Annotated in this window: 18 protein-coding genes; 12 read left to right on the top strand and 6 right to left on the bottom strand. The window is 60.5% G+C overall.

Annotated features, from left to right (window positions below; translation table 11 throughout):
* Position 1 precedes the first annotated feature (1 nt).
* Positions 2-901: a lipid A hydroxylase LpxO gene (gene lpxO / locus AB4N80_RS18695; protein WP_122567335.1), complete on the bottom strand. Its 900-nt coding sequence runs from the start codon at positions 899-901 to the stop codon at positions 2-4.
* 405 nt (positions 902-1,306) lie between these two features.
* Here lpxO and AB4N80_RS18690 point away from each other — a divergent pair, with 405 nt between their 5' ends.
* A complete protein-coding gene (locus AB4N80_RS18690; RefSeq protein ID WP_003181279.1) occupies positions 1,307-2,896 on the top strand; it encodes an ABC-F family ATPase in 1,590 nt (529 codons plus the stop codon).
* 363 nt (positions 2,897-3,259) lie between these two features.
* Positions 3,260-4,453 (top strand): MFS transporter, encoded by a 1,194-nt coding sequence (locus tag AB4N80_RS18685; RefSeq protein WP_122567333.1) that lies wholly within the window; start codon positions 3,260-3,262, stop codon positions 4,451-4,453.
* An 835-nt stretch (positions 4,454-5,288) separates the two neighbouring features.
* Here the strand turns inward: AB4N80_RS18685 and AB4N80_RS18680 are convergent.
* The 3 genes from AB4N80_RS18680 to AB4N80_RS18670 all read right to left on the bottom strand — a co-directional run bounded on the left by AB4N80_RS18680 (position 5,289) and on the right by AB4N80_RS18670 (position 8,506).
* Positions 5,289-6,464: an integrase core domain-containing protein gene (locus tag AB4N80_RS18680; RefSeq protein ID WP_122567194.1), complete on the bottom strand. Its 1,176-nt coding sequence runs from the start codon at positions 6,462-6,464 to the stop codon at positions 5,289-5,291.
* 211 nt (positions 6,465-6,675) lie between these two features.
* Entirely contained in the window at positions 6,676-7,713 is a 1,038-nt protein-coding gene (locus AB4N80_RS18675; protein ID WP_305481650.1) for an alpha/beta hydrolase family protein, read from the bottom strand.
* 184 nt (positions 7,714-7,897) lie between these two features.
* Positions 7,898-8,506: an FMN-dependent NADH-azoreductase gene (locus tag AB4N80_RS18670; protein WP_122565489.1), complete on the bottom strand. Its 609-nt coding sequence runs from the start codon at positions 8,504-8,506 to the stop codon at positions 7,898-7,900.
* Between the two features lie 127 nt (positions 8,507-8,633).
* On the opposite strand from AB4N80_RS18670, the gene AB4N80_RS18665 reads away from it, so the two are divergent.
* Both AB4N80_RS18665 and AB4N80_RS18660 read left to right on the top strand, forming a co-directional pair.
* Positions 8,634-9,542 carry a LysR substrate-binding domain-containing protein gene (locus AB4N80_RS18665; RefSeq protein ID WP_122565490.1) on the top strand — a complete coding sequence of 303 codons (909 nt, stop codon included), beginning with the start codon at positions 8,634-8,636 and terminating at the stop codon, positions 9,540-9,542.
* Positions 9,539-9,889: an MmcQ/YjbR family DNA-binding protein gene (locus tag AB4N80_RS18660; RefSeq protein WP_460078163.1), complete on the top strand. Its 351-nt coding sequence runs from the start codon at positions 9,539-9,541 to the stop codon at positions 9,887-9,889. Before AB4N80_RS18665 ends, AB4N80_RS18660 begins: the two co-directional genes overlap by 4 nt.
* Before the next feature lie 49 nt (positions 9,890-9,938).
* On the opposite strand, the gene AB4N80_RS18655 is transcribed toward AB4N80_RS18660, so the two are convergent.
* The gene (locus AB4N80_RS18655) at positions 9,939-10,367 is read right to left on the bottom strand and encodes a DUF1294 domain-containing protein (RefSeq protein ID WP_122565492.1); all 429 of its coding nucleotides are present in this window, start codon (positions 10,365-10,367) and stop codon (positions 9,939-9,941) included.
* Positions 10,364-11,194, bottom strand: coding sequence for an undecaprenyl-diphosphate phosphatase (locus tag AB4N80_RS18650; protein WP_122565493.1), 831 nt, complete (start codon positions 11,192-11,194; stop codon positions 10,364-10,366). The genes AB4N80_RS18655 and AB4N80_RS18650 overlap by 4 nt, the downstream gene beginning before the upstream one ends.
* 273 nt (positions 11,195-11,467) lie before the next feature.
* Between AB4N80_RS18650 and AB4N80_RS18645 the strand changes: the two genes are divergently transcribed.
* The 8 genes from AB4N80_RS18645 (at position 11,468) to AB4N80_RS18610 (ending at position 18,516) form a co-directional block, all read left to right on the top strand.
* Complete coding sequence (locus AB4N80_RS18645; RefSeq protein ID WP_122565494.1) at positions 11,468-13,102, top strand: methyl-accepting chemotaxis protein; 1,635 nt, start codon at positions 11,468-11,470, stop codon at positions 13,100-13,102.
* Between the two features lie 205 nt (positions 13,103-13,307).
* A complete protein-coding gene (gene pnuC, locus AB4N80_RS18640; RefSeq protein ID WP_122565495.1) occupies positions 13,308-13,871 on the top strand; it encodes a nicotinamide riboside transporter PnuC in 564 nt (187 codons plus the stop codon).
* Positions 13,868-14,392 (top strand): AAA family ATPase, encoded by a 525-nt coding sequence (locus AB4N80_RS18635; RefSeq protein WP_122565856.1) that lies wholly within the window; start codon positions 13,868-13,870, stop codon positions 14,390-14,392. Before pnuC ends, AB4N80_RS18635 begins: the two co-directional genes overlap by 4 nt.
* A gap of 322 nt (positions 14,393-14,714) precedes the next feature.
* Positions 14,715-15,161 (top strand): hypothetical protein, encoded by a 447-nt coding sequence (locus AB4N80_RS18630; protein WP_122565496.1) that lies wholly within the window; start codon positions 14,715-14,717, stop codon positions 15,159-15,161.
* Position 15,162: 1 nt separating this feature from the next.
* Positions 15,163-15,756, top strand: a complete 594-nt coding sequence (locus AB4N80_RS18625) for an adhesin (protein ID WP_122565497.1) — start codon at positions 15,163-15,165, stop codon at positions 15,754-15,756.
* 59 nt (positions 15,757-15,815) lie between these two features.
* Positions 15,816-16,799, top strand: coding sequence for a heme utilization protein (locus AB4N80_RS18620; protein ID WP_122565498.1), 984 nt, complete (start codon positions 15,816-15,818; stop codon positions 16,797-16,799).
* Between the two features lie 231 nt (positions 16,800-17,030).
* The gene (locus tag AB4N80_RS18615; RefSeq protein ID WP_122565499.1) at positions 17,031-17,711 is read left to right on the top strand and encodes a C39 family peptidase; all 681 of its coding nucleotides are present in this window, start codon (positions 17,031-17,033) and stop codon (positions 17,709-17,711) included.
* Positions 17,712-17,769: 58 nt separating this feature from the next.
* Positions 17,770-18,516 (top strand): hypothetical protein, encoded by a 747-nt coding sequence (locus AB4N80_RS18610; RefSeq protein ID WP_122565500.1) that lies wholly within the window; start codon positions 17,770-17,772, stop codon positions 18,514-18,516.

Below are 18,516 nucleotides of genomic sequence, written 5' to 3'. Positions count from 1 at the left end.
TTCAGATCCAGACGAAGATCGCCAGCAAACCGCCGAAAAAAGCCCACTTCTGCAGGTAATACAGCGTGCGGTTGCGCTTCTTCAGGGCCTTGCCTTGCAAGCGGATCTTGTAGAGTTTGGAGAAGGCCCGGTTCAGACCGCCCGTCTTGTCGCCCGCGTCGTTGGGCGCACCGGCCGCCGCCATTACGGTGCGACTGAACCAGCGGTTGAATGCGGTGGCCCAGCGAAACTTCATCGGCCGTTCCACGTCGCAGAACAAAATGATGCGGTTGTGGGCGGTGGTGTTCTCGGCGTAATGGATGAACGTTTCGTCGAAAATTACCGCCTCGCCATCACGCCAATGATACGGCTCGCCATCGACATTGATGTAGCAGCCGGCATCATTGGGCGTTTCCAGGCCCAGGTGATACCGATAGGAGCCGGCATACGGGTCACGGTGGCGGACCAACTTCGAGCCCGGCGGTAACTCGGCAAACATCGCCGCCTTGATCGACCCTATGCTCTGCACCAGTTCGGTGGTGCGTGGGCACAGTTTCATGGCCGACGGATGGCTGTCGCCGTACCACTTCAGGTAGAAACGCTTCCAGCCGGTCTTGAAGAACGAGTTGAAGCCCACGTCGTCGTACTGATTGGAACGCTTGATCTCCCCCGCGTGCAGCAGGCTCTGGCCTTCGGCCCGGATTTCTTCCCAATGGGCCTGCAACGGACTCAGGTCGGGGAACTGCGCCGGGCTCAGGAAGGGCCTGTTGGGCAGTTTCGAGCACAGGTAAAGCAGGCAATTGATCGGTGCGAGAAAGGATGAATGATCGCTCAACTGGCGTCCGATCTTATGCCGCACGCGCCCGCGCAGGTGAACGTAGCCAATGGAGAGGAGGTAGATCGCGACAATGATGAGCTTCACGAAAGTCCGTCACAATGCAGGAGTGAACAGGCTGCGTCTCCGGGCCAGCCAAGCGGCAAGGGAGATGGCATGGGGTGAGGTGGCATTTTAGCCACAGTTTGTAACCAAAAGTTATCCTGAAGTTGTGAAAAACTGTCTTGTCCGGGCAATACCCTATCGTTTATCCGGCCAGATCAGTACAATCGCCGCCAATTATCACGCGCCCCCTTTGGCCGATACCGCAAATCACGGTTTCGGCGCACGTCTACCCGGGCCAGGCGCTCCGTATGCTGCTGTCCTCTTATGCCGGATGGACCCTTGCGCTTGCGACCACTACGCCTTTGCGCGGTCGAAACGTGCGCAAACAGGTACTGAACAGGTACTGCCGCACCCTTAGCTACTCTGAATGTTCCGCAGGATAAACCTTTGATCTCTACAGCTAACATCACGATGCAGTTCGGCGCCAAGCCGCTGTTCGAAAACGTCTCGGTCAAGTTCGGCGCGGGTAACCGCTACGGTCTGATCGGCGCCAACGGTTGCGGCAAGTCGACCTTCATGAAAATCCTCGGCGGCGACCTCGAGCCCTCCGGCGGCCAGGTCATGCTCGAGCCGAACGTGCGCCTGGGTAAACTTCGCCAGGACCAGTTCGCCTACGAAGAATTCACCGTGATCGACACCGTGATCATGGGTCACGAAGAGCTGTGGAAGGTCAAGGCCGAGCGCGACCGCATCTATTCGCTGCCGGAAATGACCGAAGAAGACGGCATGGCCGTGGCCGAGCTGGAAACCGAATTTGCCGAGATGGACGGCTACACCGCCGAATCCCGCGCCGGTGAACTGCTGTTGGGCCTGGGGATTGGCATCGAACAGCATTTCGGCCCGATGAGCGAAGTGTCGCCAGGCTGGAAACTGCGTGTGCTGCTGGCCCAGGCGCTGTTCTCCGACCCGGAAGTGCTGCTGCTCGACGAGCCGACCAACCACCTGGATATCAACACCATCCGCTGGCTGGAAAACGTGCTGACCCAGCGGTCGAGCCTGATGATCATCATCTCCCACGACCGTCACTTCCTGAACAGTGTCTGCACCCACATGGCGGACCTGGACTACGGCGAGCTGCGCCTGTTCCCGGGCAACTACGACGAGTACATGACCGTGGCGACCCAGTCCCGCGAGCAACTGCTGTCGGACAACGCCAAGAAGAAAGCCCAGATTTCCGAACTGCAGTCGTTCGTCAGCCGGTTCTCGGCCAACGCCTCGAAAGCCAAGCAAGCCACCTCCCGCGCCAAGCAGATCGACAAGATCCAACTGGCCGAGGTCAAGCCTTCGAGCCGCGTCAGCCCGTTCATCCGCTTCGAGCAGACCAAGAAACTGCACCGCCAGGCGGTCATTGTCGAACGCATGGCCAAGGGTTTTGACGGCAAGCCGCTGTTCAAGGACTTCAGCTTCACCGTCGAAGCCGGTGAGCGCGTTGCGATCATTGGCCCGAACGGTATAGGCAAGACCACCTTGCTGCGCACCCTGGTCAATGAACTGGAACCGGATGCCGGCACCGTGAAATGGACCGACGCCGCGGAACTGGGCTACTACGCCCAGGACCACGCCCATGACTTCGAAGACGACGTCAACCTGTTCGACTGGATGGGCCAGTGGACCCAGGGCGGCGAACAACTGGTTCGTGGCACCTTGGGCCGCATGCTGTTTTCCAACGACGAGATCCTCAAGTCGGTCAAGGTCATTTCCGGTGGTGAACAGGGTCGCATGCTGTTCGGCAAGCTGATTCTGCAGAAGCCGAACGTGCTCGTCATGGATGAACCGACCAACCACTTGGACATGGAATCCATCGAAGCGCTGAACCTGGCGCTGGAAAACTACCCGGGCACGCTGATCTTCGTCAGCCATGACCGGGAGTTTGTATCGTCCCTGGCCACCCGCATCATCGAACTGAGCGCCGACGGCGTGGTCGACTTCAGCGGCACCTATGACGACTACCTGCGTAGCCAGGGTGTGGTGTTCTAAATAGAGCCCTTAGCTGCACGCTGCAAGTGAAAAGCCCTGTCCATTGCGACAGGGCTTTTTGTGTATTCCAAGGGTAAAAACCTGTGGGAGCGAGCTTGCTCGCGATGAGGCCCTGACAATCGTATTGCCTGCCCCACCGCCATCGCGAGCAAGCTCGCTCCCACACTGGATTTGGGGTGTACGCAGCATTTGTGTACGCCACAAAATCCTGTGGGAGCGAGCCTGCTCGCGATGGCGTCAGCACACACAGCATCAATCCAGCCTGAACACCCAGTCTCCCCAAGACATTTAGTTAGCCTGCTTTCTTTTATCCTCACCTCGCGCCATGATGAGGCTCTCTTACCGCTGCCCGCGAACGAGCCCATGCCCACGCCCTCCTCTGCTCCCAGCTCCTTGTCGATCACCCTGCAGATCGTCTCCATCGTTTTCTACACCTTCATCGCGTTTCTCTGCATCGGCCTGCCGATTGCCGTGTTGCCCGGGTATGTCCACGAACAGCTGGGCTTCAGCGCGGTGGTGGCCGGGTTGACCATCGGTTCACAGTACCTGGCGACCCTGCTCAGCCGCCCCATGGCCGGGCGCTTCTCAGACAGCCTCGGCACCAAGCGCGCCATCGTCTATGGGTTGTCGGGGATTGTGCTCAGCGGGGTGCTGACGCTGGTCTCGACCTTGCTGCAAAGCTTTGCGCTAACCAGCCTGTTGATTCTGATCGCCGGCCGCCTGCTGCTCGGCGTGGCCCAGGGGCTGATTGGCGTGGGCACCATCAGTTGGTGCATGGGTCAGGTGGGGGTGGAGCACACGGCCCGCTCGATTTCCTGGAACGGCATCGCCTCGTACGGGGCTATCGCGATTGGCGCACCGCTGGGGGTGGTGATGGTCAGTGAATTGGGTTTTGCCAGCCTGGGCATCGCCCTGTCATTGCTGGCGGGTGCTGCACTGTTGATGATTCGCAACAAGCCGTCGGTGCCGGTCATTCGCGGCGAGCGCTTGCCTTTCTGGGCGGTGTTTGCGCGCATTGCGCCGTACGGCGCGGGCCTGAGCCTGGCGTCGATCGGCTACGGCACGCTCACCACGTTCATCACACTGTTTTACATCAGCCGCGGCTGGACCGGCGCGGCGTGGTGCCTGACAGTCTTCGGCATCTGCTTCATCCTCGCGCGATTGGTGTTCATTTCCAGCATCGCCCGCTTCGGTGGCTTCAACTCGGCCATTGCCTGCATGAGCATCGAAACCCTCGGGCTGGTATTGCTGTGGCTGGCGCCGTCCACCCCGTTCGCCCTGGTCGGTGCCGGGCTGGCCGGCTTCGGGCTGTCGTTGGTGTACCCGGCGCTGGGGGTGGAGGCCATCAAGCAAGTGCCGAACACCAGCCGTGGTGCGGGTTTGAGCGCCTATGCGGTGTTCTTTGACCTGGCGCTGGCGATTGCCGGCCCGCTGATGGGCGCGGTGGCATTGAACTTGGGTTATTCGTCGATCTTCTTCTGCGCCGCGTTGCTGTCGGTCAGCGGACTGGGGCTGACTTTGCTGCTGCGTCGCCGGGCCACAAATGCACCTTATTGATCGTAATGCTGTTCATTGCCGTTTTTTGGCTTTTTTGAGAAGACCCGTATTTCCTTGCTCTGGTGTGTATATCCGTTTCTGCGGTAACGGCTACTTAGGGTTCCGCCCTTACGGCGGGTCACTTTTGAACAGCGCAAAAGTAACCAAAACGCTCCTGCCCCACCACTCGGTGCCTCGCCTAGGCTCGGCATGCCTGAACGAAGGCATTGCTCCGTGGGCCGCCGCGAAGGGCCATCCATGGCCCAGCGCGGCTAACCCGGCATCCATGCCGGGTTGCCCACTCCACAATACCTTCGTTCAGCCAGCGTGGTTAACGGGGCGCCCGAGATCAACATCCACCGCGAGGCGGCCTGATAGCCGACCTGGTTCATGGTGGGACCGCGTTTCTCCTGTGGGAACGAGCCTGCTCGCGATGGCGGTGGTTCAATCACATGGATGTTGGGTTTGCTGGCCTCATCGCGAGCAAGCTCGCTCCCACAGGTGATCTTGGGCGTTCATAAGTCTTGTGTTCACCACAGGCCCATTGTGGGAGCGAGCTTGATCGCGATAGCGGTGGTTCAGCCACCTAGATGCCGGCCTGCTCTTGCTTTGGCTCTTGATCTTGATCTTGATCTTGATCTTGATCTGGACGCCCCGTTAAACCACGCTGGCCGAACGCAGGCATTGTGGAGTGGGCAACCCGGCATGGATGCCGGGATAGCCGCGCTGGGCCATGGATGGCCCTTCGCGGCGGGCCCACGGAGCAATGCCGGAGTGAGGGCACACCGAGCCTAGGCGAGGTGCCGAGTGGTGGGGCAATGTACGGGACAACCACATGGGTTACAAAAAAGTGCATTCACATAGGTGACACTTTGATTGAAACGTAGCCGTTCTTTGCGTCCCTGGCATTGACGTGACCTAGGATCACCGGGCCGAAGATCACATTCCATACTCCGTCTTTGATCATCTCCATTCCAATAGTTTGATGCCTGAGCAGGTTCCCCACGTATATCCGCAGACCATCTCGACTAATGATTCCGCAACTATCAGCCAGGTAACACTCAACATGGCTCGCATACCCCATTTCCGGTAATTTTTCCGGGTAAGCTCGGGTTGAGGGTGTATAGCAGGAGGCCGGGGTTTGCTGGCCGAGCGCCTCGTGTCCCCGCTCGTGATTGTAGTGCTGCATAAATCGATCAAAGTGTTTTTGCTGGGCCTCCCAGGCAACGGCTGGTGGTTTGGGAAGCGTACTTTTCAACGTCCGGTGCATACGCTCATGACGCCCATTTTGATCTGGCCGACCGGGCTCAATTCGCTCGGGGATAATCCCAAGGCGTAGCCACCAGATCGACAACTGCGACAGCCCCGCACGACCCGTACTGGCAAACGGCACGCCGTTATCGGTGCGGATGCGCTCAGGCATCCCATATTCCCGAAAAACGCGCTCGAAGGTTTGCTGGGTCTCCTTGAGATTGGTGTTAGCCATGCTCTCGCAGGCAAGTAAGAAGCGACTGGCATGGTCCATGATCGTCAGCGGATAGCACCAGACACCCGCGCCGGTGAGAAATTGGCCTTTGTAATCTGCACTGAAGAGCTGGTTAGGCGTTTCGGCCTTACGCAAAGGTTTGGGGTAGACAGCGACACGCCGGCGCAACGGCCGAGGCGCGATCAAGTCCGCTGCCTTAAGGATGTTGTAGATGGTCGTTTTCGACGGCGGATCCTGCCCCGGAAAACGCTTTATCAGGTCGCTCTGGATCTTTTTAGGCCCCGGAACCGTCTCGCCAGTAGAGCGAAGCTCAATGATTGCTTGTCTCACAACCAGCGGCACCACATAGGTTTGGTTGTGCCGTCGGCGACTGCGCTCGTCGAGCCCACTGGGGCCCTCCAGTTCATAGCGCTCAACCCACTTGTAGCCGGTCTTTCGGCTGATCTGATAGTCCTGGCACAGCCGGCTAAAGCTGTGCTTTTCAGACAGATATTCAGCGATGAACATCACTTTGAGGTCCATAGGTTTCAGCTCTCTCCAAGGCATGGTCAAATCCTCGCGAAATCGACCATGCCAGTTAAAAACTGTTACCTATGTGCGTGAACTGATTTGTAACCCATGTGGGTGAGTCATACCGGCAAAGCGCTTTTGGTTACTTTTGGCGCTCTTCCAAAAGTGACCCGCCGTAAGGGCGGAACCCTAAGCCGCCGTTACCGCAGCAACGGATATACACACCATCCTAATTGATCGGTCATCCTCATTGATCAGCCGTCCTCATCCCCGCCCGGGTCGGCTTGCCCAAGGCCTCGCCAAAGAAGCGGCCGGCCTCGGAAATCATGGTGCGGTGGATGTCCTTGCGGTCGACCCCGTCAGCATCCGTGCACAGTGCTGGCATCGCGGCAATCTGCTCGTCGGTGCACGGCGCCAGGAAGACAAAATGGCCAGCGCCGGCCAAGGTCTTGAAATCCGGTGCGGTGGGCAGCTTGCGGGCCAAAGCGGCGGCATTCTTGTCGAAAGCCACGAGTTTGTCGCCATCGCCGCTGTACAACAGCACCGGCACATGGACATCGGCCAGGGTGTGACGGCCAAATTTCAGGCTCAACGGCGCCATCAGCAGCAATGCCCGGACCCTGGGATCGGCCACCGGTTGCAGGTCATCGCGGTCAGCGATCAGTTCGCCCTGGGTGTTGCAGGCATCACGGTCGTCCGGCCGCTCCACGCAGTAACGGCGCAAGCGATTGAGGTCCGGCGTCGCGCCGGACAGGATCAGCGCGGTTTCGCCACCGGCCGAATAGCCGATCACCCCGACCTGCCCGGCGTTAACGAACGGCGACAGCATCGGATCATTGAGCGTTGCGGTAATGGCTTCGGAAATCTGGATCGGCCGCCCATACAGGTTGCTCAGGGTGCCAAGCCGGCTGTGATCCTGGGCATTGTCGCCGGGATGAATCACCGCCACCACGACAAATCCCTTGCGCGCCAGCGAAGTGGCCAAGTCATGCAGGGCCAGCGGCGTGCCGGTATTGCCGTGGGACAACATCAACAGCGGAAAGCGGCCGATGGCGATCTGGGCGTCCGGCGCGGCGTCGATCTGGTAGCCACCTAGCAGGCTGGATTGTTCCCGGTCGATGGACGGATAGAAGGCGATAGCGTGCATCGGCTGCTGATCCAGCGGATCGAGAAAGCTCAGCTCATGGAAGCCAGCGCTCCAATGCGGATGCGGCCCCGGTGCGGCCTGCACGGAACCGAGACTGGCAAACAAGCAAAGCAGCAGCGTTGCACCAAAACGTGTCATCGAATCGTCCACCTTCACCAGCGCACGGGAAGGCTCCGTCGCTCGTCGCCTTGGCCGTGCATAACCTGCGCCAGAATCCCCGGCGCCGAATGCAGCAAAACCCTGCATCCCGGCCATCCAATGACCACGAGAATACAGGGTTTTGCGAAGGTTGCCCGAAGCACTTGGTGCCTTTACGCAGGTTTTACGCAGCGGCGAATTGTTCGCCGATCTGCGCATGGGCTTCACTCATGCCCTTGCTACGCATGTCGTCGCCCTTGGCGAGCCCTTCCGCACGGACAAATTCGATCTCGGTAATGCCCAGGAAACCAAACATCACTTTCAGATAATCCTCATGGCCTGCACCACTAGGCTGCCCGGCATGCAAACCTCCGGCGGTGGAAACGATCACCAGCTTCTTGCCACCGCACAGGCCTTCGAAGCCAGCTTCGGTGTAGCGGAACGTCTGGCCGGCCACGGCAATGCGGTCGATCCAGGCCTTGAGTTGGGTCGGAATGCTGAAGTTGTACATCGGCGCGGCGATAACCAGCGCATCCGCCGCCTGAAACTCTGCCATTGTCTCGGCGCTAAGGTCCGCTTCGTACTTGAGCGCGGCGTCGCGCAATTCAGCACTGGTACCGGCGGCAACCAGCGTCTGGGCGGAAAAATGGCTGATGGCGTCGGCGGCCAGGTCACGATAGGTGACGGTGATACCTGGCTCGGCCGCTTTCCAGGCTTCAACCACTTCACGGCTCAATTGGCGGGAAGCGGAGTTGTCGCCGAGGATGCTCGAATCGATGTGCAGCAGTTTCATGTGAGTGCTCTCCAAGTGAGGACCGACCAGGCGATCAATTGGCGACCATCCTATCGATGAAGCCAATGATCGATAAGTCGGCATAAATGCGATAGTTTGTCCTACTGACAGGACAATCGAGCTCACCATGCAAGACCTCAATGACTTGTATTACTTCGCCAAAGTCGTCGAAGCCGGCGGATTCGCGGCGGCCGGGCGCTTGCTGGGCATTCCCAAGTCGCGACTGTCGCGGCGTATCGCCGAGCTGGAAGAACGCCTCGGCGCCCGCCTGCTGCAGCGCACCACCCGCCAGTTGAAATTGACCGCGGTCGGCGAACCTTATCTGCGCCATTGCCAGGCGATGTTGCTGGAGGCCGAGATGGCCGACGAAGCGGTGGCGAGCATGTCCAGCGAGCCCCGTGGCCGTTTGCGGGTGTCGAGCCCGGTGGGCCTGGCCCATCAGTTCCTGCCGGTGGTGATCGAAACTTTCCTGGTGAAATACCCCCTGGTACAGCTGGAAATGACCCTGCTCAACCGCCGGGTCGACCTGATCGGCGAAGGCATCGACGTGGCGCTGCGCGTGCGCGACCTGGGGGACGAAGACCCACTGCTGATGACCCGGCGTTTGCGCCGGGCACGCCTGATGCTGGTGGCCAGCCCCGCGTTCGTTGAAGGGCGACGGATCGAAACCCCGGACGACCTCAAGCCCTTACCGGTGTTAGGGGCGCTGGAAGCCGATCGCCTGGTGCATCTGCGTCTGGTCAAGGCCGATGGGCAGCAGGCCGAACTGAGCCTGGAGGCCCGCCTGGGCATCGACGACTTCATTGTGCGTCGGGCCTGCACCCTCGCCGGCCTGGGCTTCACTTTATTGCCAAGCATGTATTGCGAGCAGGAATTGCGTGACGGCACACTGGTGGAGCTGCTGCCTGGATGGTCATTGCCCGACGGCTGGCTCCAGGCGGTCTACCCGCATCGGCGCGGCATGTTGCCGGCGGTGCGTGCCTGGATCGATCATTTGGTGGAAGCCTTCGAGGGCTGTGGAGAAAGAACGCTATGAGTTTGAGCGAAGAGGATGTCGCGCGGTTTTGCCTGGACTTGCCCGGTGCCAGGGAAGACTACAAATGGGGTGGCGTGCGGGTATTTTCCATTGCCGGGAACAAAATGTTCGCCCTCCAGGGCCTGCGGGGCGACTCGTTGGCGTTCAAGGTCGACAAGGATCTGTTCCTGGGTCATTGCGACCGCCCGGACATTCACCCCGCGCCGTACCTGGCGCGGGCCCAGTGGGTCATCATGCAGGTGCCCTACCCGCTGGGGGCTGAAGAGCTGCGCAATTTGCTGCGCCGCTCTCATCAATTGGTGGTCAGCAAGTTACCGAAGCGTACCCAGGTTGGGTTATTGCTGTAGTGGCGGCAGCGACTGAACCACCGCTATCGCGAGCAAGCTCGCTCCCCCACTAGGACAACGCCAACAGATAACCGCCCAGGAACAACTGGTCGATCCAGAACACCTGGTGCAACAGCACGATGAACCAGAACACCACTTGAAATGAGACTTTGCGGGTCTTGTGGCGAAACAGCTGCTGGGCCAGCAAGGCGCCGGGCCAACCGCCGGCCAGCTCTACCGCATGCAACACATTCTCCGGGGTACGCCAGGCGTCGGCGCGCGCCTTGCGCTTGTCGCTCCAGTACAGCAGGAACGCCACCACGCTGACGACGCCATAGGCCCCCATCGGCACCCACGACACCGCCCGCAGCCCGAACAGCAGCGAACCGAACAGCGGCAAGGCACAGACCAGGGCAAACACCGTCAGTTTGAGCCGCAGGTGCTGCACGGCGCCGTCGGCGTTGCGCCCGGCACGTTTGCGGTTGCCTGAATCGTTCATGGCTTGGCGGCGGTCCAGTCCACCCAGCCGAACTGCCAGGTGGCCAGGATCAGCAGGCCAAAAGCGATTCGATACCAGGCGAACACGGCGTAGCTGTGACTGGCGATGAACCGCAGCAGGCCCTTGACCGCGATCATGGCGAAAATGAACGCCGTGACAAAACCAATGGCGAACACTGGGAAATCCGCCGGGACGAACAGTTCGCGGTACTTGTAGCCCGAGTAGACGGCCGCACCGACCATGGTGGGCATCGCCAGGAAGAACGAGAATTCGGTAGCAGTTTTACGCGACAGACCGAACAGCAAGCCACCAATGATGGTCGCGCCGGAACGGGAGGTGCCCGGGATCATCGCTATGCATTGGGCCAGGCCAACCTTCAGTGCGTCCTTCCAGGAGATCTCGTCCACCGTCTCGGCGTGCACCTGGTGCTGACGCTTCTCGGCCCAGAGCATCACCAGACCGCCCACCACCAGCGCGGCGGCCACGGTGATCGGGTTGAACAGGTAATGGTGGATCCAGTCGGCAAACAGCACGCCCAAGACCACGGCCGGCAGGAAGGCGATCAGCAGGTTGGCGGTAAACCGGCGAGCGCTGGGTTGCGTCGGTAGCCCCAGCACCACGTCGAAGATCTTGCGCCGGAACTCCCAGACCACCGCGAGGATCGCGCCCAGCTGAATGATGATGTTGAATGCCATCGAGCGTTCGCCACCGAACTCGAGCAAGTCGGCGACAATGATCTGGTGCCCCGTGCTGGAAATCGGCAGAAACTCCGTCAAGCCTTCCACTACGCCAAGAATCAATGCCGAAAAGGCCGTCCACAAATCCATTCATCCCCCAAAAAAGACGCTGTTCAAGCAGGTCTTATCAATATTCAAGTGTCATGCAGGTACACGCAGCGGCTGCACGATAACCGCGACCTTTCAAAAAAAACCAATGAAAAATCAGAACAGACTCAGGTTTTGCGCTGCGGGGCCGAAATCCTATCAGACAAGCCCTGATAACGCTGCCGCGTTATGACCCAGGTCAATCATGGATAGCCGCCGGGCGCTAAAGTGCCGGCCGTCGTTAATGACAAGAATAAGAAACCGGAGTGACAGCGTATGAATAGCTTGCGCAGTGTGTCGATCAGCCGACGCTTGTGGCTCATCCTGGTCGTGGCCATCGTGATGTTGTTCACGCTAGGCGCCTTTATGCTCAAGCAGATCCACACGGACCTGTATCAGGCCAAGGTGCAGAAGACCCAGCATGTGGTGCAGACCGCCAGTGGTGTACTGAGCTACTACCATGGGCTGGAAACCGCCGGCACCCTGACCCGCGAGGCAGCGCAGAAGCAAGCCCTCAGCGCCGTGCGAGGCCTGCGCTATGACCAGAGCGATTACTTCTGGATCAACGACCTGACGCCGGTCATGGTCATGCACCCGACCAACCCGAAGCTTGAAGGCCAGAACCTCTCGGCGATCCGCGACCCGAACGGTTTTGCGCTGTTCAACGAGATGGTCGCCATCGCCAAAGCCAAGGGTGCCGGGATCATCGATTACCTCTGGCCCAAGCCGGGCGCCGAAGCGCCGGTCGCCAAGACTTCCTACGTCAAACTGTTCGAACCGTGGGGCTGGATCATCGGTTCCGGCGTGTACGTAGACGACGTCCAGGCAGAGTTCCAGTCCCAGTTGATCAAGGCTTCGTTGATTGGCTTGGCGATCACCCTGGTCATGGGCCTTCTGCTGACTCTGATTGTGCGCAGCATCGTCCGCCCGCTTCAAGAAACCGTCAACGCCATGGCCAATATCGCCAGCGGCGAAAGCGATCTGACGCGTACCCTCGACACCCACGGCCAGGACGAAGTCACGCAACTGGCCCGGCATTTCAACGCTTTTACCGCCAAATTGCGCCAGGTGGTGAGCCAGTTGCAGGCCTCGGCCAGCGAGCTGGGGCAATCTTCCAACGAATTGGGCAACGACGCGGCTCAAGCCCAGGAACGCAGCCAGCAACAGTCACAACAAATGGAACTGGTGGCCACCGCGATCAACGAAGTGACCTATGGCGTGCAGGACGTGGCCAAGAACGCCGAGCACGCGGCCAGTGAGATGCGCGACGCCGAATCCCAGGCCCAGCAAGGCCAGGTCAACATCGATGGGAGCTTGCAGCAGATCGACCGCTTGTCCCAGACCATCGATCAAGCCGTGGAAGTGATTCGCACCCTGGCGAGTGAAAGCACCCAGATCGGCAGTGTGCTGGAGGTGATTCGTTCCATCGCCGAACAAACCAACCTGTTGGCCCTCAACGCCGCGATCGAAGCCGCCCGCGCCGGCGAGCAAGGCCGGGGCTTTGCGGTGGTTGCTGATGAAGTGCGGCTGCTGGCCCAGCGCACGCAGAAATCCACCGCCGAGATCCAGGCGATGATCGAGCGCCTGCAAACCCACTCCGAAGCCGCCGTGAAAGTCATCGGCGACAGCAGCCGTGCCTCGCAACTGACCATCGAACAGGCCGGCCTCGCCGGTGCCAGCCTCAACGCCATCGGCCAGGCCCTGCGCAACCTCAACAGCCTGAACGCCTCCATCGCCAGCGCCACCCTGCAACAGGCCCATGTGGTGGAAGACATCAACCAGAACGTCACCCAGGCCGCCGGCCTGTCCCATAGCACCGCCATGGCCGCCGAACAGTCCAGCCAGGCAAGCAGCCGCCTCAAGGCGTTGAGTGAACAGTTGAATGGGTTGCTCAAGCAATTCCGAGTCTAAAGATCGGTAGCCAACCCTGTGGGAGCGAGCAAGCTCGCTCCCACAGGGGATTTGTGGCGAGTACCAAACCAGAGACCAACGCAAAACCGCGGTGGGGGCGAGCCTGCTCGCGATAGCGCCAGCCCATTTACGACATTGGTATTGGAGCTCTCCACGCCATAGCGTTTACAATCGCCGCCCTCTCCTCTTTCCCCAAGGAACTGCCATGTCCGGGCTTGAACTGTTTGCCGCAGCCCTCGGCGTGATCGCCGTCTGGTTGACCGTCAAGCAGAACCCCTGGTGCTGGCCAATCGGCCTGGTCATGGTGTTGCTGTACAGCTGGATTTTTTTCGAGGTGAAGTTGTACTCGGACATGCTGCTGCAGGTTGTCTACGCGGTGCTGCAACTCTACGGTTGGTGGCAATGGACCCGTGCCGGACGCAATCATGATGGGCGTCAGGTCAGCCGCCTCGGTGGGCCGTCGGTGTTGCTCGGCCTGGCCATCGGCGCGGTGGGCAGCCTGCTGTTGGGCGCTGCCATGGCTCACTGGACCGACGCCGCCCAGCCCTGGCTCGACGCCGCGCTTACGGGGTTCAGCCTCGTGGCCCAGTGGTGGATGGCACAGAAACGCGTGCAATGCTGGCCGCTGTGGATCGCCCTGGACGTGATCTTCGTTGGCCTGTTCATCTACAAAGGCTTGCACCTGACCGCCGCGCTCTACGCCCTGTTCACCCTGCTCGCCGTGCAAGGCTGGCGGGAATGGCGCGCCGACCCGGCCCTGCGCGCATGAAGGTGGTGGTACTGACCGGCCCGGAATCCAGCGGCAAGAGCTGGTTGGCGGCGCAATTGCAGGCGCATTTCGGTGGCGTGCGGGTAGACGAGTACGTGCGCCATTTCATGGAACAGACCCAACGCGATACCTGCCTGGCCGACATCACCGACATCGCCTCCGGCCAATTGGCCTGGGAAGACGAGGCACGTGCCGGCCGACCGGCGCTGTTGATCCTCGACACTCACCTGTTGAGCAACATTCTCTGGAGCCAGACCCTGTTCGGCGATTGCCCGGACTGGCTCGAGCCGGCGTTGTTGGCCCGCCATTACGACCTGCACCTGTTGTTGAGTCCCGAGGAGGTCGAATGGACCGGCGACGGTTTGCGTTGCCAGCCCGAGCTGGCAGAGCGGCTGACGTTTTTCCAGGCGATCGAGACTTGGCTGAGCCAACATCGGCAACCTTTCCAGGTCATTCAGGGCAACTGGGTGCAACGCCGGAAGCAAGTGTTTGCAACCGTTACCCAACTGCTTGAAGCCTGACCGCCGCTTGATTTGTTTCACTTCTGAAACAACGCACTCGCAGCAAACCCGGATTCAACCACGTTTCATGTCCTTGTCATCAAGACTGTCACGCTGCTGAAACACCCTCCCAAAAGCCTGGAGCCAGAGCCCTGCAACGGTTGGTGGCCATTTGATCGTCATCCGCCCTGTCTCAACGCTGAAACAGGTTCCCTCCTCGACGCCCCCTGGCTTAATCCAACCCATTGAATTGCCGGGTATTTCAAAACACGGCACAACACCTGCTCTTCCCCATTTCGCAACGCTGGACCAAGGCCAGCCCACCGAAGAAGGAATCGATGCCGTGGGGACTTTCGAAAGAAGTTTGACCTGTCTGCTCATGATCGGCTGCGCCGCCAGCGCAACGCTCAGCCTGCCAGCACAGGCCGAGGGCAACGGCGTCATCGTGCTCAGCCGTGACGTGCAGCCCATCGCAATCGGTCGCAACGGCGGCAAAGATCCCTACCCGACCACCGTCAATGCCAACCCCTCCGAACGAATCAACCAGGCGACCGCCAGCACCGAACTGAGCGATGGCGAGTTCGCCAGCGTGGCCAGCGGCTCGTCGATCCGCAACATCGTCAGCCCGAATACCGGTGTGCAGGGCCTGAACGTGGTCACCAACCCCAACGGCATGCCGGGCATGAATGCCGGTCATGGTGGCGGTAGTGGTGGCGCGATCTCCGGCACCATCAACCGCTCGCTGAGTTCCGGCCTGGCCCCGCTGGGCCGGCTGGCGGGAGGCCAGTGACATGAAGCCCGTCCTGTTTCTACTCACCCTGCTCATGCTTTCGCTGCTCAGCTCTTTCACCGTATTTGCCGATTCGGGTGTCGCGGTGGTCAGCAGCGCCAACCTGCAGGATTCCGGCAGCCATTACACCGGCAACTTCAACGTCAACCAGGCGGCCGGCGACCAGATCCAGCAAACCAACACCCGGGCCATCGCCATTGGCAGCCACGCCCAGGCCAGCACCCACGTGCAGCAACGTGTCGACACCCAGGCCAACCCTTCCATGAACGCCACCGCCCGCATCGGTGGCCACTCCTTCAGCAACGGCAACGGCGTGCTGGGCGTCAACCAGTCCGCCGGGGCCAACAACCAGATGGCCAATGTCATGCGGGTGGGCATCAGTGCCCATCCGCAGAGCATGGACGACAGCGCCCTGTCCCAACAGAACGTGGCGCTGCTACCGAACTCAGGAGCAACTGGCACCCCAACCGGCAGTCGCCAGGTCGTTACCAGCGACCAGGCCTTCACCGGCAGCCGAGGGGTAATCCAGGTGAACCAGAGTGCCGGGGTGGGGAACCGCATGGCTAACACCCTGAGCATCCGGGTCGCTGATTGATCCGGGGGCTACATAAGAAAGTACCGACACTTAACCAACGACACGCAAGGAGAAACACCATGAAACCTACAATGGCACTCAAACCATTGGTTTTCGCTCTCGCCGCTGTCATGGCAATGGCTGCACAGGCCGACGGTAACGGGCGTGGCAACGGCCACGGTAACGGCCACGGCAATCAAGGCCCAAGAGGTCCGTCGTTCGAGCAACTGCTCTCGATCACCGCTGGGGCTGGCGCGGCCGTGCTGGATGTGCAGAACAGCGACGGCAACGTCGTGACCAACCAAGCCACCCGCAACACCGCTGAGGCCACTGACTCGCTCAATGGCAGCAACGGCAACATGGGCGCCAACATCGCGGCCGGCGACGGTAACCAGCAAGACAACGCCGCCGCCCTGGCCACCGCTGACGAGAGCTTCATCTTCGGTTCGGCTGTCGCTGTCTCCAGCGCCACGCAAGTCAATAACAACAACTACGTCAAAAACAACTCCACGCAAAACAATGCCTCGCTCACCAATGCCGGCAACAATGGCTCCGGTAACATTGGCATCAACGTGACCGCCGGCAACTTCAACCAGCAGAAAAACAACCTGGCCATCGCCGTATCCGGGGGCCGTGTCGCACAGGCCTCTGCCTCGGCTGACCAGTCTTCCACCGGCCTTGTGGTCGACAACAAGGGCGTACGGACTTACAAAACCGACACGCTTACCAACACCTACGCCGCTTCTGGCACGTTCAAGGCCAAAGGCACCGGCACCGTCGAAGACAACGATCATGGCGGCTGGGGCAACAAAGGCGGCTACGGCGGCGGTCACGATGACGACAAGTTCAAGTTCTCCGCCGTGGGGTCCTTCGAACTGGCCGGCAGCAACACCCAGCAGGTGCTGACCCGCGACGGTTGGAAAAACCCTGTGATCAACAACGCCACCATGACCAACTCCATGAACGGCTTCTCCGGTAACGGCGGCGCCAACGTGTCGGCGGGCGTGGGCAACCAGCAAAGCAACTCGCTGTCCATTGCGGCCGGCTGCAGGGCTTGCATGTAAGCGTGCATGAAACGAAGCCCCGGCAACAGCAATGCTGTTCACCTAGGGTTGGGATGAGTCTTGTGGCGAGGGAGCTTGCTCCCGCTTGAGTGCATCGCACTCACAAAAAAGGGGCTGCTTCGCAGCCCAGCGGGAGCAAGCTCCCTCGCCACGGACTCATTTCAACGCTTTACAAAGGGTGTGGCTTGGAAACGGGGCTTTTTTCCCGGATGTCCATTAGGCGTATCGATCATGCGTGTCACTGCCGTTTCCCTGCTGCTCTGCCTGGCCTGTGTGGCCGAAGCGGCGCAGATGCCGGTCGCCGCCCTGCCTGGCGGCATGCTGGTCTACAAACCGGTGCAAAGCGTACGCGAGCGCAAATTCAGCGACATTGTCGAGCAGAAAACCGATTTCAGTTGCGGCGCCGCCGCGCTGGCCACGGTACTGCGCCAGGCCTATTGGCTTGACGTCGATGAAGAGCACGTCATCAAAGGCATGCTGGTCAATGCCGACCAGAACCTGGTTCGCACCCAGGGGTTTTCCATGCTGGACATGAAGCGCTACGTGGAGACCATCGGCATGCGCGCCCGAGGCTACCGGATACCGCCAGAGAAACTCGAAGCGGTGACAATTCCGGTGGTGGTCCTGATGGAAATACGCGGCTACAAGCACTTCGTGGTGTTGCAGCGGGCCGACAAGCGATGGGTCTACATCGGCGACCCGGTGCTGGGCCACAAGCGCTACTCCCACGATGAGTTCGTCAAAGGCTGGAACGGCATCGTCTTCGCGATCGTCGGCCCGGGCTATGACAAGACCAATGCGCTACGCAGCCCTCCTCAACCCCTGACAGCCCGTAACAAGCTGGACGGTTTCAACCCGGTCAGGGATGCGGAACTGATGGATTTCGGCTTCATACAGAGCGACTTTTTCTAATCGCCGACCACTGCCAACAATAAGTACAAAAAGGAGCAGGACGCTCCGGGAGCAGCACATGAGAACTTCACACTGGCTGTCGCTGGCCTGCCTGCTCGCGACCGCCTCGGGCTATGCCCATGCCGGCTTCAAACCCATCGAAGTCAAGGACCAGGAGCTCGCCGAGCTGCGCGGTCGTTATGTCATGCCGGGCCGAGTCATCAGCTTCGGCATCGTCATGAGCAGTACCTGGCGCAACGCCAGCGGCGACTTGATCGGCGCCACCAGCACCATGCAGATCCAGGCCGCCACCGTCAAACCCGAGTTCTATGTCTCCACCATCAAGCAGACCGGTAACGGCAGCGTCCCGGAACAGGGCAGCGGCAACATTACCGGTGGTGCCGGCCTTGGCACGAGCCAAGGCGTGACCCAGAGCGTGCGTGCCGCCGGCGACGGCAACACGGCCTACAACAACGTCAACATCAATGTGAAGGAGAGTAGCCAGGCACCGGCGCTCGTCCCCTCCCAGGGCCAACTGTTGACCAAGGGCCAGACCATCAGCGGCAGCAACGCCGCCGGCAGCGTCGCGGTCACCGCCACCGGCAGCGGCGTACAAATGGCGATCCAGGCCAGCCACAACCAGGGCGGCAGCCTGCAACAAGTGGCCCAGGGCGGCTTGCTGCAAAACACCCGCCTGCTGGGCAACAGCAATCTGGTCAACAACATGACGCAACTCAATGTGGTGCTAAACAACAACGGCGCCAGTGTCGGGGCACTGGACTGCAATCTGACCCAACTGCGCGGCCTCCGTAACCTCGGTTATTGA

It is taken from the genome of Pseudomonas sp. H3_A02, from assembly GCF_054671965.1.
Note: the sequence above shows the minus strand (reverse complement) of the source record. Positions and strands in the feature narration are given on the sequence as shown.